Raw genomic sequence first — 15,687 nt, 5'->3', positions numbered from 1 at the left:
GCTGATATGACAGAAAATTCCCTAATAAATTGCTCGCTTTTTTGGGTTTAAGAAAAAAACACAACTCATTGTTAATAGACTGATAAAGCTATAAAAAATTGCTAATGGGATCCATGAACCTGCATACATTTCAGCTAAGAAGGTTCCTACCAAGGGCGTTAATCCTCCCGCAATCGCTCCACAAAACTGGTAAGCAACTGAAATTGCGGTATAACGAAGATGGACGGGAAAAAGTGTTGTTAAAAATCCTGCGATTACAGAGTAGTAACCTGCCATAAAGATCACAGTAATTGAAATACCGATAATCATTAAAAGAGGATTTTGTGTATCTACTAAGATAAACATTAAGTAGGGTGAAAAAATACAGACAAATGAACTAAAGAGTAAAAATTTATAGCTATTGAATTTTTCACCCACCAGAGCACTTAAAGGCTGACTAAAAAATTGCACGAAAGAGACAACAAGCAATACATTTAAAATGAGTTTGCGATCCATTGCTAAATAAGCGGTAGTGTAAGAGAGCATAAAGGTGTTCACAAAGTAAAAACCAGCGATACCTAAAACATTTGCGCCAATGGCAAGGAGTATTACTTTCGGCATCTTAGTAAAGAGCTCTTTAAAGGGTGCAACTTGCGGCTTATTATCTGCTATATCTCTATCGCGTTCTGCTTTAGCCTCAATAAATTCAGGAGATTCATTCACTGATCGACGCACTAAATACCCTACAACTAAAAGCCCAAAGCTTGCTAAAAAGGGTAAACGCCAGCCATAACTATAAAGGTCTTCATCATTCATTCCTGAAATTAAACGGAAAGCAATTGTTGCTAAAATCAATCCTGCGGGGCTTCCTAATTGTGCAAAAGAAGCAAAGAATGTTTTGCGATTTTTAGGCGCATGTTCTGCAGCAATAAGTACCGCACCGCCCCATTCGCCACCGACTGATAGCCCTTGGATAATACGCAAGACAATCAACAATATCGGAGCGCCGACGCCAATTTGTGCATAAGTTGGTAAAAACCCAATACCAATCGTTGAAAAACCCATCATAAAAAGAGTGATAACGAGAGATTTTTTACGCCCAATCTTATCGCCTAAATGCCCAAAAACAATTGCGCCGAGTGGACGCACCAGCAACCCAATTGCAAACGTTGCAAATGATGCCATTGTTGCAATAAACACACTTTCAGTTTCAAAGAAAAGAGAACCAAAAATCATTGCCGATGCAAAAGCATAGATATAAAAATCATACCATTCAATCATCGTTCCTAAAAAAGCCGCAAGCGACGCTCTAACCGGCTGCCGTTTTGTGGTTGTCATATAACCTCCTCCATTTTTTATTGTTATTGTTCTACATTATTATTGTTCTAAATTATCCAATTTCATGACTTGGTTAACGTAGATATAATTCTATTTATGCAAGGTTACTCGCTCTTTTTCAAACGATAAATTTTAATGTTATATATTAGTATTTCTAATACACTTTCAGAATAAGAAGAATAAAAGAAGGAGCAAAAATGAAAATCGATAAGTTAAATTGGACCTTACTTTATACCTATATTGCTATCGTAGAAGAACAAAGCATCAGTAACGCAGCAATAAAATTAAATATTACTCAATCAGCCGTAAGCCAAAACTTAAAAAAACTAGAAGAGCAACTAGAAGTAAAACTAATTGATCGCAGTAATAAAACCTTTTATCTATCAGAGATGGGGGAGCGCCTCTATAAAACAGCTTCAGAAATATATAGTAAATTACTTAAATTTGAACAGACACTTGAACAGAGTCAAAATAGCATTCAAGAAACACTCTCTTTAATGGTCGTCTCGGGACTTGTTTCTGAGGACTTTGATAATCTACTCACTTACTATCATCAACACTATCCTAATGTTCATTTAAGTGTGACGACATCGACACATGCCGATATTGTGAAAAAAATTGCGAATAATCATCCTGCAATTGGCATTACTTTGGAGCCCAAAGGTTATGAAGATATCAGTAAGCTATTTTATTTACCACAGAGATACTCGCTCTATTGCGGTCAATCGCACCCTCTTTTTAATAAACCGACTATTACTCAACAAGATGTAAGTGGCCAAGATTATGTTGCTTTTGATAGTGAGCAGTTAGGCGCAGCACTATCGCCGATTGCAATCTTTCGCGACATTGCGCATTTCACCGGCAAACAAGTTGCAATTACCAATAATTTACAAGAATTACAGCGGCTCATAATAACCGGCTATGGCATCGGTTGTTTACCTGATAATGCCGCCAAAAATGCTCTAAACAATGCACTACTACGCAAACTTCCACCTTATCAAGGTGTTGCTAATGTACCGGTTTATATTATCTGGAACCAAAACCGAGAACTAAAAAATTGTGAACATGCCTTTATTGATGCAACATCACTTGCGCTAGTTCCTAAAACAAATCATCTCTATGCTATTTAAGTCAGATTAATAGCTTTTTATTGCGTTAATACCTCTTTTTCGATAACTTTATCTCTCTATTCATTAAGGAAATATACTGTGAGTAATAAAAAAGCCTCGATTATTGCCATTATTGTTGTTGTGATCGGATTCTTCATCTATGACCGTTTTAAACCTCTTTCAGAAGAAAAACTAATCTCTAAACAGGGATTGGTGACTGTTTATCTCGATAATAGCTACAAGAATATCGATTCAACTCAATCACCAAAAGGCACTTTACTTGCACAATACTCGCAACGTCATGGATTAACGGTAACAGTTACAGCCGGCCATCTCACACCACAAGAGAACGATCTGTCATTACAAGCATATAGCAATCAGCTTATAACACATGCTCCACAAGCAAGCGAGATAACCATTACTGCTCTTGATCCTAAAATACATGAGATTTTTTATACATTAGCTGTTCCCAATCAACTTTACAGCTGGCAACGTTTAAAAAAAGAAAATGACCGAATCATCATCATCTCTGTTAGTGCAGATCAAGAATCGGCAAAACCAAATGCTGAAAAAATTTTAAAGAGAGCTCAATTCAATCAGTTATAAATTTAAACAAAATAAAAGACAGCGGTTGAGGATCCAACTTCAACCGCTGTTATATTATTAAACCTATAATATAGCTACCATATTTTTACTTTGCTTCTAACAACTCTTTAACATTGAGCAAAATTAATTCGTTATCATCAGCACTATTAGGTAATCGACTACTTGAGAATGGCAAGTTATTATCGTTCCCTACTACAATCGTCTCATTATCCACAATATCGACATTCTCAATCGTAAAAAATGGAAACACAAACTTCCCGTTACTCAGTGGTTTACGCGAAATTTTATCGGGGTCATCTATCGCTAAAAGGTCAATGTAACCCACTTTACGCACATCTTGATTCTGATTCTCTGCATTCAACTGAATCTTATAAATGCGCTTAATTTTCGGCAATTGATCTTCTGGAAAACAATCGGTACGATCTTCACTTTGGCAAACAAATTCAATCACACCCTCTCCATTATCTCGCTCAATAATTAATCCGTATTGATCATCAATCATATTAAAATCGCCGATTGCAAGACCCGTTTTTTCTAATGGATAGTTCCAATAATTGCCTGTCCAAGCTTCTTTCTCAACATCAAATTCTAAAATATGTAGACGAGTACCATCAGTTCCAACAAGCGCACCCTCAAGTAACGGATAGAGTTTCTTTCCATCACGACTAACAGCCATTCCCTCAAATCCTTTCGAACGTAGTACTTCAAAATCGATCTTAGAATCAGGATTACCCGGTGTTGTTAAAGTGTAATGATCAGGCGAGCGCAGTTTTTGGCCCTGAAACTCTGTTTCATAGACTTTCACAACTTTTCCATCTGTCGTTGCTTGAATCAAATATGGACCAAATTCATCACCAATCCACAGATAACCACCGGCAAATTGAAAGCTCTCAGGATCAAAATCAGCACCCGTTAAATAACGCTCCTTTGTCCCCTCATTTTGAATACGAAATGGCACACGTTTATCAGGATCTTGCAAAAAAATCGTCTTTAAACGACGAAATTCATTATTTTCAAAATCAACATCATACTGATTTAAATAGAGCATAAAATCCGGCGAATTCATTGCACTGCCAGCACCATTATCCGTAAGTAACCAGAAAGAACCATCTGCCATACGTTTAATTCCCGAATGACCTTGAATTGGCTGTCCTTCAAAAGGAAGCGAAATTCCAGTTGGCCGCCCCATCGATGTTCCCTCAATAGTACCGAGCGTATCCGTACGCGTTCCTTGTGTAAACTTACCACTGACTTTTAAATCATCTGTTGCATCATGCGGCGCCGCAATCATCGTATTTGCAGGAATAAACGCATGAGCAGTTAAAGTTGCAGGGTACTGTTCAGCCGCTGAAGCGATTAAACTCATAAAACTCGCAGAGAAAATCAGCGTTGTACGAAGTATTGATTTCATTAAGTCACTCCATATTGATTAAATAGAATCTTTATCGTACAAAGACTTTTTAACAGAATGATTACAAGTTATAAATTCTTTACACAAACGAAAAAAGCTGCTTTCTAATGAAAACAGCCTTTCGATAATTCACTAGTAAAATCGAACATATCAATCGACAATTAAACCAAAGTTTTATATAAATTTATTGATTTAATATTAGTAATACCATCCAAATGGACCATTAAAGAAGAAACCATTATCCCATGCAGCATCACTTGCTTCTGTCCATGCTGCCATCTGTTGTGCTTGCATCTCGTTTTGCTCACGATAATCTTTCCATGCCATATTATAGCAAGCTTGGAAAACAGGATTTTCAACAGCTGCCATATATTTTGCTTCAAAAATTTTCTTCTCAGAACCTGGTAGTTGATTCGCATTTGGCATTTGACGCATTAGCTCAGCCGCTTGCGGGCTACATTGTTCTGCCAATGCAACTTGTGTATCAAGCATCTGTTGTGCTTGCGCTTGGGCTTGAGCCGCTTTTTCTGCCGGCGTTACCGCACAAGCAGCCAATAATGAAACAGTCATCGCTAAAGCTGTATATTGTATGAGTTTACGCATCTCTAAAATCTCCTTATCGAATATTAAAAAGGGTATTAAATATTATTAACACCCTTTTATAATGACATGTATTGAACTTTATTTACTATATATGAAATATTAAGAAAGAAAAACTATTTTTCAATTTCAATTAAGAGATCACCCGCTTCAACAACATCACCTGTTTTCACTAAAACTCGTGTTATTTTGCCACTACTTTCCACCCTCAATGTTGTCTCCATCTTCATTGCTTCAAGTGTGACCGCAGCCTCACCGTCTTTAACCATATCACCGACTTTTAGATGAACTGTGCCAACGGCTCCCGGCATCATCGCAGCAACTTGAAGCAAATTACCTTTTTCAGCTTTTTCCCGCTGTGGAAGATCCTTTACAAGGTCATTACGTTGAATTGATAGCGCACGAGTTTCACCATTAAGTTCAAAAAACAGATTACAGCGTCCTGCTTTATCAGGTAATGAAATCGCAAGGAGCTTAATTAACAGCTCTTTTCCACGATCAAGTTCAACTGCATGGTAAGTATCTTTCTCCAGACCATAGAAGAAAATTTTAGAAGGAATTTTCGATAAAACTCCATACTCTTCCTGATGTTTTTTAAAGGCTTTAAATACCGCAGGATACATTAGGTATGAAGCAAGATCAGTCTTCGAAATCGAATAACCAAGTGCTTCTTCTAACTCTTTCTTCGTTGCAACAAGATCAACTTCAGGTAGATGGGCTCCGGGTCGCCCTTCGATCAACTTTTCGCCATTGAGCACTTTCTGAGTAATATCGTCAGGGAATCCGCCTTCAGGAATACCCAGTTCGCCTTTTAACAGCCCAACCACCGATTGAGGGAAAGCGATCTCTTTCTGAGGGTCGATAACATCTTCTTTCGTCAGATCTTGCGTGACCATCATCAACGCCATATCTCCGACAACTTTCGAGCTTGGTGTCACTTTCACAATGTCACCAAAGAGCTGATTAACATCGGCATAGGCTTTTGAAACTTCACTCCAACGAGGTTCTAACCCCATCGAACGCGCTTGCTCACGAAGGTTCGTATATTGCCCTCCGGGCATTTCATGGTTATAAACATCCGATGTTCCTGCACGCATTTGCGATTCAAACGGAGCATAGATTGAGCGAATTCCCTCAAAATAGGTTGAAATCGCATTCATCGCCTCAAGGTCAATTTTGGATGCTCGCTCTGTTCCTTTTAGCGCATAAATAATCGACCCCATTGGTGGCTGACTCGTTAAGCCAGAAAGACTATCCACAGCACTATCTACCGCATCAACACCCGCCTCAATGGCTGCCAGTACAGATGCGGCAGAAATCCCCGAAGTATCATGTGTATGGAAATGAATTGGGAGCGAAATCTCCTCTTTCAAGGCTTTGACTAATGCCCGCGCCGCTTCAGGACGACAGACTCCTGCCATATCTTTAATACCAATAATATGAGCGCCTGCTTTTTCAAGCTCTTTTGCGAGCTTCACATAGTAATGAAGATGATATTTAGGTCGTTTCGCATTGAATAGATCTGCGGTATAGCAAATTGTTCCTTCACATAGTTTGTTAGCTTCAATGACGCTATCCATTGATACACGCATATTATCGACAATATTAAGTGAATCAAATACACGGAAAAGATCAATTCCTTTTTCCGCTGCTTGCTGCACAAAATATTGAATCACATTATCAGGATAACTGGTGTAACCTACACCATTGACCCCGCGCAATAACATCTGGAATAAAGTATCCGGAACCATTTTACGAAGCTCAACTAGACGTTCCCATGGATCTTCATTTAAAAAACGCATCGACACATCAAATGTCGCACCGCCCCAACATTCGAGCGAGAATAATTCTGGCATCAATTTTGCATAATACGGCGCAATTTCCCATAAATCATAAGAACGCATTCGAGTTGCAAAAAGCGACTGATGAGCGTCGCGCATTGTGGTATCCGTAATTAAAACTTCTTTCTCATCACGCATCCACTGCGAAAATTTTTGCGGGCCAAGTTGCATTAATCGCTTGCGAGAACCAATAATCTCCGGCGATTTCTCTTTTTTAAGCGTAGGTAAAATCGGCTCAATAAAGTGCTTTGGCTTCTCGCGACCTTCCAGCTCAGGATGTCCATTAACAGCAATATTACCTAAGAATTTCAGAATAAGATTCGATCGATCTTGTCGCTCTTTAAGATCAAAAAGCTCTGGGTTTTGATCGATAAATTTTGTTGTATAATCACCAGCAACAAATTTCGGATGGTTAATCACATTCTCTACAAAACTTAAGTTTGTAGAAATACCTCGGATACGGAATTCCCGAAGTGCACGATCCATTCGACCAATTGCTTCAACCGGCGTGTTGCCCCATGTTGTAACCTTCACTAAAAGGGAGTCATAATAAGGAGAGATCACCGCACCAGAATACGCCGTTCCACCATCTAGACGAATTCCAAACCCCGCCGGTGAACGATATGCCACAATCGTACCGGTGCCCGGCATAAAGTTATTTGCTGGATCTTCCGTTGTTACACGGCACTGCAGAGCACTTCCTTTGAGATGAATTTTATCTTGTGTTGGCACTTCCATACTTTCAGAGCCAATAATGGCACCTTCCGCCACTTGAATCTGTGCTTTGACAATATCAATCCCTGTAACTTCTTCTGTGACGGTATGTTCCACTTGAATACGAGGATTAACCTCAATAAAATAAAACTGATTCGTATCAGCATCGAGTAGAAATTCAACAGTACCTGCATTACGATAATTCACCGCACGTCCAAGTTTAAGTGCGCTATTACAGATTGCTTCTCGCATCTCTTGTGATAAATATGGTGCCGGCGCACGCTCCACCACTTTTTGGTGACGGCGCTGAACAGAGCAATCCCGCTCCCATAGATGCACAATATTTCCATGTTGATCGCCGAGCAGCTGTACTTCTACATGTCGAGCTCGTTCGATCAGTTTTTCAAAATAGACCTCATCATTTCCAAAAGCGGCTTTTGACTCATTACGCGCTGCACGAACAGCATCTAATAACTCAGATTCTTGGTAAATTGCTCGCATTCCACGGCCACCTCCGCCCCAACTAGCCTTAAGCATAACGGGATAACCAATATCCGCTGCAATTTTTTTAATTAGTGCATCTTCCCGAGGAAGTGGGCCTGAAGCCGGCATCACGGGTACACCCGCCGCCATGGCAGCATTACGTGCTGCAACTTTATTACCAAGTGTATTTAAAATCTCATACGACGGGCCAATAAAAATAATGCCGTTTTCACTACAAGCTTTCGCAAAATCAGGGTTTTCTGCCAAAAATCCATAACCAGGGTGGATTGCATCAGCATTAGTTTCCTTCGCAATACGGATAATATCGTCAATATCTAAATAAGCTTCTAAAGGCAACTTCCCTTTACCAACGATATAACTTTCATCGGCATTAAAGCGATGCGCTGCTCGTTTATCTTGCTCAGCATAAATCCCTACCGTTTTAATACCGATCTCTGCGGCAGCTCTGATAATACGAATTGCAATCTCTGAGCGGTTTGCGACAAGAATCTTCTCAATTTTTTGAATAACTTCCACCATTTTTATAACCCCTCCATCTTTGGTACCTGATTTTTGCACTCTTTTTTAGACTACATGCTTACTACAACAATACTCCAATATTTTTTTGAACCAAAATTTTTTTACTTTAGCCATTGATAAGTCTCCCTACGCAGCACCGAATCTCCTTCGCATCTATTTAAAGATATTTGCAAAATAAATTATGATTTTTATCAATGAATAAGCGACAATGGCTCTTTAGTTTCTAGTAAATAAGATTCTATGGCACCTAAAAATCATCTTTTTCGTTTTCTATCGAATAAAAAAGAACGTGAAACCCTCTACGGAGAAACACGCTTAGATCGATTCTTTCCCCTTGCGAAAGATAATCGTATCTCCGTTATGGTGTGGAATATCTACAAACAACAGAAACTAAATTGGCGCTCTTTTTTAAATACATACGGCACAGATCGTGACCTTATTCTTCTGCAAGAAGCTCAAGCTTCAGATGAGTTAATTCGCTTTTCACGAGAACATTTTTTGGTAGGTGATCAAGTTCCCGCAATTGAACTAACGAAAAACTCCTACGGCGTTATGACATTAGCAGCAAGTTATCCTGTCTATTCCCGACCATTTAGAACCATTGAACCTTTTTTACGTCTTGCCAAGTCAGCATTAATCACGGTTTATCCACTTCATGACAAACGGCTACTAATGGTTGTCAATGTCCATTCTGTGAATTTCAGTTTTGGTGTAAAAATCTATCGAGAGCAGATTCAATCGATCGCCGAACATGTAATGAATCATAATGGACCGGTCATCTTTGCCGGCGACTTTAATACATGGAGCAAAAAACGCTTACACCTTCTCTATCTATTCACACGCCGTATGGGATTAAAAAGTGTCAGCTTTGATCACGATCATCGCAAATCATTCTTCAATTCTCCGCTCGATTTTGTTTTCTATCGAGGATTACGCTTAGAAAGCAGCGCAGTCATTGAAACAGATGCATCAGATCATAATCCATTAGTAGCCAATTTCAGATTACAATAATTCCCGATTTATGCTCTGCAAAACGACTTAACATATCGATTGACTCGAAATACAAAAGGCATGAAAAGCTGATTAATCTTCAACTTTTTCAGTAATAAAGAGTGTATCAACCTTCTTTAGCCGCTCGATCAATCCGTCATAATCATTCGCTCGTACCTTCAATGTCATATCACAATTAACACCATATTCTTCAGCAACTTTTGTCGCATTAAAATCATTAATCACATGATTAACATCATTAGTTGCCGGATAATCAAAAGTAAATCTCACCGACTTACCGATAGTTCGTGTTACAATTTCTGCTTTCTCAAGGGCATTGCGTGCACCTTCTTGATATGCAGATACTAATCCACCAGTGCCAAGCTTAATACCACCAAAATAACGAACCACCATCACTAAAATATTTGTCAATTCAAATGAGCGAATCTGCCCTAAAATAGGCCGCCCCGCAGAACCTGAGGGTTCTCCATCATCATTAGCGCGATAATATTCATAGCGGTCACCTAATACATACGCATAACAAAGGTGACGAGAGTCATTGTAACGCTTACGATATTCATCAAGCAGGGCATCAATTTCTGCTTCAGATGTTACGGGGACCGCGTAAGTGATAAATCGACTACGCGAAATCACAAATTCATCATTACTTAAAGCGGTTATAGTTTTAAATTGATCACTTTTCATGCGCCGATTATACCATGAGCAAAAATATGAGTGATTGCCTAATTCTTTGGCAAAAAAAATTAATGAGCCATAAAAAAAGCCATCTTACGATAGCTTTTAGAATGCATAGCTTAATGAGCTTCTACTAATCGCGATAGTTTTCCATAGCAATCGCTAAACGACGACCCGCTTCATCTGCAATTTTATCAGTAATTGTGGCAAATGAGAGACGTAATGTCTCTTCTTCGGGTGTACCAACATAAAATGCCGCCCCAGGAACAAATACAACCCCCGCATCAATGGCACTTTTTAATAATTTAGTCGCACTCATGCCTCTAGGTAAACGTGCCCATAAGAACATTCCACCGGTTGGCTCTGCAAATGTGATCTTATCACCAAGGTGTTTACGAAGAGAGTTCATCAACATTTGGCAACGTTCACCATAAGCTTTTGAGATCTCTTTAATGCGTGGCTGTAAGCGACCACTTCTAAGATAGTTTGCAACAATTAATTGTGGTAAAACAGGCGAATGAAGATCCACTGATTGCTTACAGATAACGATCTTTTCATGGATTTTTTTACTAGTGATAATAAATCCTAAGCGCAAACCCGGCGTTAAGATTTTTGAAAATGATGAAAGATAAACAATATGTTTTTTTTCCTCTTCTGTTTTCGCTAAAGAGTAAATTGGTTTTGCCATATGATCAGTAAAACGAATTTCGCCGTATGGGTCATCCTCAAAAATGACAAAATTATATTTCATTGCAAGCTCTAAAATACGTTGACGTTTCTCAACGGATAAAGTTGACCCCGTAGGATTTGCGAATGTTGGCACAATGTAAAGCGCTTTAACTTTGCCTTTTTGTAGACGCGCTTCTAAAGCATCGACATTTAAACCATCAACGCCACCTTCAATATCTTCCACTGTTGCCCCGGTCATTTTAAACCCTTGGATCGCTGCAAGATACGTTGGACGTTCTACTAAAATTGTATCGCCTTCATCTAAGAAAGTACGGGCAATAAGATCTAACCCTTGCTGTGAGCCACTCGTTATAATAATGTCTTCAATATTTGCATTGATATCCCGAGCTTTAACGAGTTTAACAATCTCTTCTTGAAGAACTGTTTCGCCATCAGTTGTACTATATTGATAGGCGTTGACTTCTCCTGAGTCAATGACTTCTTTGAGCGCAGCATTAATTCCTTCCATATCAAACATATCTGCTGCAGGAATTCCGCCTGCGAGCGAGACAATATTCGGCATTTTGCTATATTGAAGAAGATCACGAACAATCGAACTTTGTGATCCTTGAATGCGCTTTGCAAATAAACTCTCTAAATCTGCCATGATTAGTCATTAACTCCTATGTTCTATATATAATTTAAAACTGATAATCGGACGCTTCTCCAATTACCATCGATTGCATATATCAATCGTTTTTTTGATATTTAATATGTTGATTTAAAAGCATTATTTATCTTTATACCCTTTTGAGGAATTTATCAAAATTATTTATGGAGTAATCAATAACTGATTGAAAATAATGCCATTTCTAATTATAAGACCGATAAAATCCCTAGAAATATCAACTTTGATATACTACTCTAGCAGATAAAACAGTGTCTTGACGGACTATTTTAAAAGATTTTATCTCCATTTAAATAGAGACTATGACCAAAGACTTCGTAGCTTTCAGAATTGTCACCGATAGCAGGAATATTGTCGTTTATGAGCTTTAACATCTACTACTCAAACCATCTTGATACGTTGCAATATATCGCAGGCTATCTTACAAAGGTTGATCCACAGAAAACACCTTTTGATAAAGAGTACTTCCTTGTGCAAAACTTTGGAATGGCAAGGTGGATGCAAATTAAGCTCGCAAAGCAGTTGGGTATTTTGACACAAGCGGAATTTCTGCTTCCGTCTAAAATGATGATGAATCTCGTCAATATGCTTTTTAGCGAAGAAGAACTCAATAATAGACCTATTGAGCGGCTCTCTAAAACAGAGATTTTTTGGCCATTAGTAAAGCTCATTGATGAGATTATCGAGAGTGATGACCAGAATGAATTATTTCTGCCCATTCGCAATTATCTTATCCAATACGAAAAAGAGATTAAACATCAAACTACACCCAATTATCTTTTAGGCGTTCTTCATCTAGCCGAAGAACTTGCGGCTATATTCGATAAATATATTGTCTATCGCAGCCAATGGATTAATGCCTGGGTTGATGGCCAATTAGCACCACCTTATTTTGATCACACCCTACCGGTCGAACTCGAAAAATGGCAAGCTGTACTTTTCGAAAAACTCTATCACAACTTAGGCCGACCACTTTATTTGGGAATGTTACCGCCCATTATCAAATCACGATTAAAAAATCCTGACATTCAAGCAAAATTACCTAAACGTATTTTTATTATTGGATTAAACTCTTTACCACCACTATTTTTAGATCTTATTGCCCAATTTTCAACGGTAATAGATATCCATCTCTTTTTTAATAATCCATCCCAATACTATTGGGGCGATATTATTAAATCTGGTGGCGGTCTACCGCAATTTGAGATGCAAAACTTTTTTGATAAGACGACATCTCGGAGCGATATAATTTCACCTTATATACCAGAAGAGGTCCGCACGCTACTCGATGAACAATGGCAAAATAGTTATGGCCATCCGCTTTTAGCATCACTTGGCAAAGTCGGACGCGACCATCTCTATCTACTTCAACAATATGATGGCAAATTACCGGTAAATGTCACGGAGGCTTTTTCAGAACCCAAAGTTTCGTCACTATTAAGTAAAATTCAATCAGAAATTTTCCACTTACGCCCACTTTTAGATACCGAAAAATATCATCTACAAGAGGATGATCAATCCATTCAGCTCCATCTAACGTATAGTCCAATGCGAGAGATTGAAGCGCTCTACAATCAAATTCTCCATCAACTCAATCATAATCCTGATTTAGCGCCAGAAGATATTGTTATTATGACGCCCAATATTGAACTCTACGCGCCTTTTATTCACGCAATCTTCGGCAGCGCTCCTAAAGAACGATTTTTACCCTATGCCATCTCGGATGTCAGTTTAAAAGAGAGCGAGACAATCTTTAGAACACTTTTACAGCTATTACATCTTCCAGAAAGTGCCTTTAAAGCAAGTGAACTCCTACTATTGCTACAAATGCCGGAGATCATGGATCGTTTTGGCTTTACGAAAGATGACTTACCGCTCCTCCATTTTTGGATTCATGATGCCAATATCAAGCAAGCACTTGATGGCGAACATCTTACCGATAATCTCCAAGTTCCCTATAACGATCAATTTGATTGGGATATTAATACTTGGCGCTGGGGCTTACAACGAATGCTCCTTGGCTATGGAACCGAGATAGAAACACTTACACTGGGCTCCTCAAACAACAGTAATGAAACGCCTCATAGACTTCGACCCTATCCACATATCGAAGGGAAAAATGCTGAGATTCTTGGAAAGTTATGTCATATCGTAGATATGCTTGCAGAGACCGCGGAAGATCTTAAAGGCGATAAAACCATCGCAGAGTGGCAACCGATCATTGCGAAGATATGGCAACGCTTCTTTAAAGAGAACAGCGACAATAATGATAAATTACGCTATACGCAGCGGGTGTGGAATGCCTTATTAGAAGGTGCTTTTACGAGTCAATTTAAAAAAACACTTCCACTTAAAGCACTCATACCACTTCTGGAGTCTCACCTTTTGGAAGATAAACCGGAACAAAACTTTATCCAAGGGAAAATCACTTTCTGCTCCTTTATACCGATGCGAACCATTCCTTTTAAAATGATTGCAATGATCGGAATGAACCAAGCAGATTTCCCCAAATCCAGTATTCATCATAGTTTTGATCTAATGCAATATCAATCAATGCGTGGTGACCGTAATCGTCATACCGATGACCGTTACCTCTTTTTAGAAGCGTTATTATCTGCAAAAGAGATCCTCTACTTAAGCTATGTTGGTAAATCGATTCGTGATAATAGTAATCTCTTCCCATCACTACTTATTGATGAGCTCTTACGCTATATCGACCAGATATCCATCACACAAAATGGCGAACTTGCATCAAAACAAATAACTTATCATCACCCAATGGCCTCTTATAATCCGACACTTTTTGAGGAAGGATCCAAAATACAGAGTTTTCAAAATGAGTGGATTTTTGCCAATGAACAACCACATTATTATCATTCGCCATATAACTACGCCGATTTTGTTGCAAAAAGAACAAAAGAATTAGAGGAAAATCCGATTCAGTCAATCTCCATTCATGAACTTGTCAATTTCTACCATAATCCAAGTGATTATTTTGCGAAACGTGCACTCTACTTCTCTGAATATCACGAACAACAGCAACTTGTTGAAGATGATGAACAATTTAGCATTTCTTCTGGACTCGACAGTTACCAATTACAAAAATTGATTACGGAAAAATGTTTACAGAAAATTGAGTCTATCACAAAGAATGCAGATCAAATTGGTACTGCTGAGTTATTAGATGAAGTATTTCTCATAAAAATACTTGAAGAAATCTATCAGGAATTTCATTTAGAAGGATTATTACCCAAATTTGCCTTTGGTAAAATTGCATGGGCACAGCAGAGCGAGCTCCCAAAGCAGATCACAGAATCCCTTCTTACTCATCAATATCGCGCTAATAATCTCTTAACAAAGCATTATTCTGGATCTATTAATCTATTTGGTAAAGTACCAACCCCTACCGCTGATGGAGTACTTCTTCTATGGGATGTCGGCAGTTTAAATCACAAGCGCTTATTACGAGCAGCAATGACGAATCTCCTCTATCATGCGACTAAAACCGATGAGAATGTACCTACCGAATTACACTTTATCTGCCGAGATTCTTACCTTGATCCGTTGATATTTAGTAATATTTCACGGGATGAAGCCGAGCGAATGCTAGATCGACTTATTGATGGTTACCTCTTCGGCATGAAAGCACCTTTACCCTATTTTTACGGGAGTAATGGAAAAGAGCTTTTCGATACGGAGAGCTTTATTGATTGTAAAATTCGTTTAGAGGAAGCACTCCCCACATTATTTAATATTGATGGTGCTTGGAATCCTGAACTATTTATCGAAATTCTCCAAAATGAAACGAAAATTGAACAACTCGATAGCAATGAACAGAGTGCGCTGAGTAATCTTCTTGCAAACTGCACTCATGCTCGCTCCATGGATCGTCTTTTCCCATCATTGACTGAAAAAGAATTACTCGCCTTTATTCTTTTTTATAATCATTATGTTGCACTACTACTTTCGACTCAAACGAATGATATTTCGGTTCAGCAATGAAATATCAGAAGTCGTCAGCAA

Annotated in this window: 10 protein-coding genes; 4 read left to right on the top strand and 6 right to left on the bottom strand. The window is 38.6% G+C overall.

The window, feature by feature from the left end; all coding sequences use genetic code 11:
- Positions 1-21: 21 nt before the first annotated feature.
- On the bottom strand, positions 22-1,317 hold the full coding sequence (locus ACPF7B_RS00660; protein ID WP_490505717.1) for an MFS transporter: 1,296 nt from the start codon (positions 1,315-1,317) through the stop codon (positions 22-24).
- A gap of 197 nt (positions 1,318-1,514) precedes the next feature.
- Between ACPF7B_RS00660 and ACPF7B_RS00655 the strand changes: the two genes are divergently transcribed.
- Both ACPF7B_RS00655 and ACPF7B_RS00650 read left to right on the top strand, forming a co-directional pair.
- Positions 1,515-2,447 carry a LysR family transcriptional regulator gene (locus ACPF7B_RS00655; RefSeq protein ID WP_490505716.1) on the top strand — a complete coding sequence of 311 codons (933 nt, stop codon included), beginning with the start codon at positions 1,515-1,517 and terminating at the stop codon, positions 2,445-2,447.
- 78 nt (positions 2,448-2,525) lie between these two features.
- Complete coding sequence (locus ACPF7B_RS00650) at positions 2,526-3,032, top strand: hypothetical protein (RefSeq protein ID WP_490505715.1); 507 nt, start codon at positions 2,526-2,528, stop codon at positions 3,030-3,032.
- 85 nt (positions 3,033-3,117) lie between these two features.
- Here the strand turns inward: ACPF7B_RS00650 and ACPF7B_RS00645 are convergent, their stop codons facing one another.
- The 3 genes from ACPF7B_RS00645 to ACPF7B_RS00635 all read right to left on the bottom strand — a co-directional run bounded on the left by ACPF7B_RS00645 (position 3,118) and on the right by ACPF7B_RS00635 (position 8,621).
- Positions 3,118-4,443, bottom strand: coding sequence for an esterase-like activity of phytase family protein (locus tag ACPF7B_RS00645; RefSeq protein ID WP_490505714.1), 1,326 nt, complete (start codon positions 4,441-4,443; stop codon positions 3,118-3,120).
- Between the two features lie 198 nt (positions 4,444-4,641).
- Positions 4,642-5,046: a hypothetical protein gene (locus ACPF7B_RS00640; RefSeq protein ID WP_490505713.1), complete on the bottom strand. Its 405-nt coding sequence runs from the start codon at positions 5,044-5,046 to the stop codon at positions 4,642-4,644.
- Positions 5,047-5,159: 113 nt separating this feature from the next.
- Positions 5,160-8,621: a pyruvate carboxylase gene (locus ACPF7B_RS00635; RefSeq protein WP_490505712.1), complete on the bottom strand. Its 3,462-nt coding sequence runs from the start codon at positions 8,619-8,621 to the stop codon at positions 5,160-5,162.
- A gap of 240 nt (positions 8,622-8,861) precedes the next feature.
- On the opposite strand from ACPF7B_RS00635, the gene ACPF7B_RS00630 reads away from it, so the two are divergent.
- Positions 8,862-9,632: an endonuclease/exonuclease/phosphatase family protein gene (locus ACPF7B_RS00630; protein ID WP_490505711.1), complete on the top strand. Its 771-nt coding sequence runs from the start codon at positions 8,862-8,864 to the stop codon at positions 9,630-9,632.
- A gap of 72 nt (positions 9,633-9,704) precedes the next feature.
- Here the strand turns inward: ACPF7B_RS00630 and ACPF7B_RS00625 are convergent, their stop codons facing one another.
- Both ACPF7B_RS00625 and ACPF7B_RS00620 read right to left on the bottom strand, forming a co-directional pair.
- Positions 9,705-10,316: an IMPACT family protein gene (locus tag ACPF7B_RS00625; protein ID WP_490505710.1), complete on the bottom strand. Its 612-nt coding sequence runs from the start codon at positions 10,314-10,316 to the stop codon at positions 9,705-9,707.
- Between the two features lie 124 nt (positions 10,317-10,440).
- The gene (locus ACPF7B_RS00620; protein WP_490505709.1) at positions 10,441-11,643 is read right to left on the bottom strand and encodes an aminotransferase-like domain-containing protein; all 1,203 of its coding nucleotides are present in this window, start codon (positions 11,641-11,643) and stop codon (positions 10,441-10,443) included.
- 381 nt (positions 11,644-12,024) lie between these two features.
- On the opposite strand from ACPF7B_RS00620, the gene recC reads away from it, so the two are divergent.
- Positions 12,025-15,666 carry an exodeoxyribonuclease V subunit gamma gene (recC, locus tag ACPF7B_RS00615; RefSeq protein WP_490505708.1) on the top strand — a complete coding sequence of 1,214 codons (3,642 nt, stop codon included), beginning with the start codon at positions 12,025-12,027 and terminating at the stop codon, positions 15,664-15,666.
- Positions 15,667-15,687: the final 21 nt, after the last annotated feature.

It is taken from the genome of Ignatzschineria sp. 22MB058224, from assembly GCF_058188435.1.
This window is presented reverse-complemented; position numbering and strand designations above follow the sequence as displayed.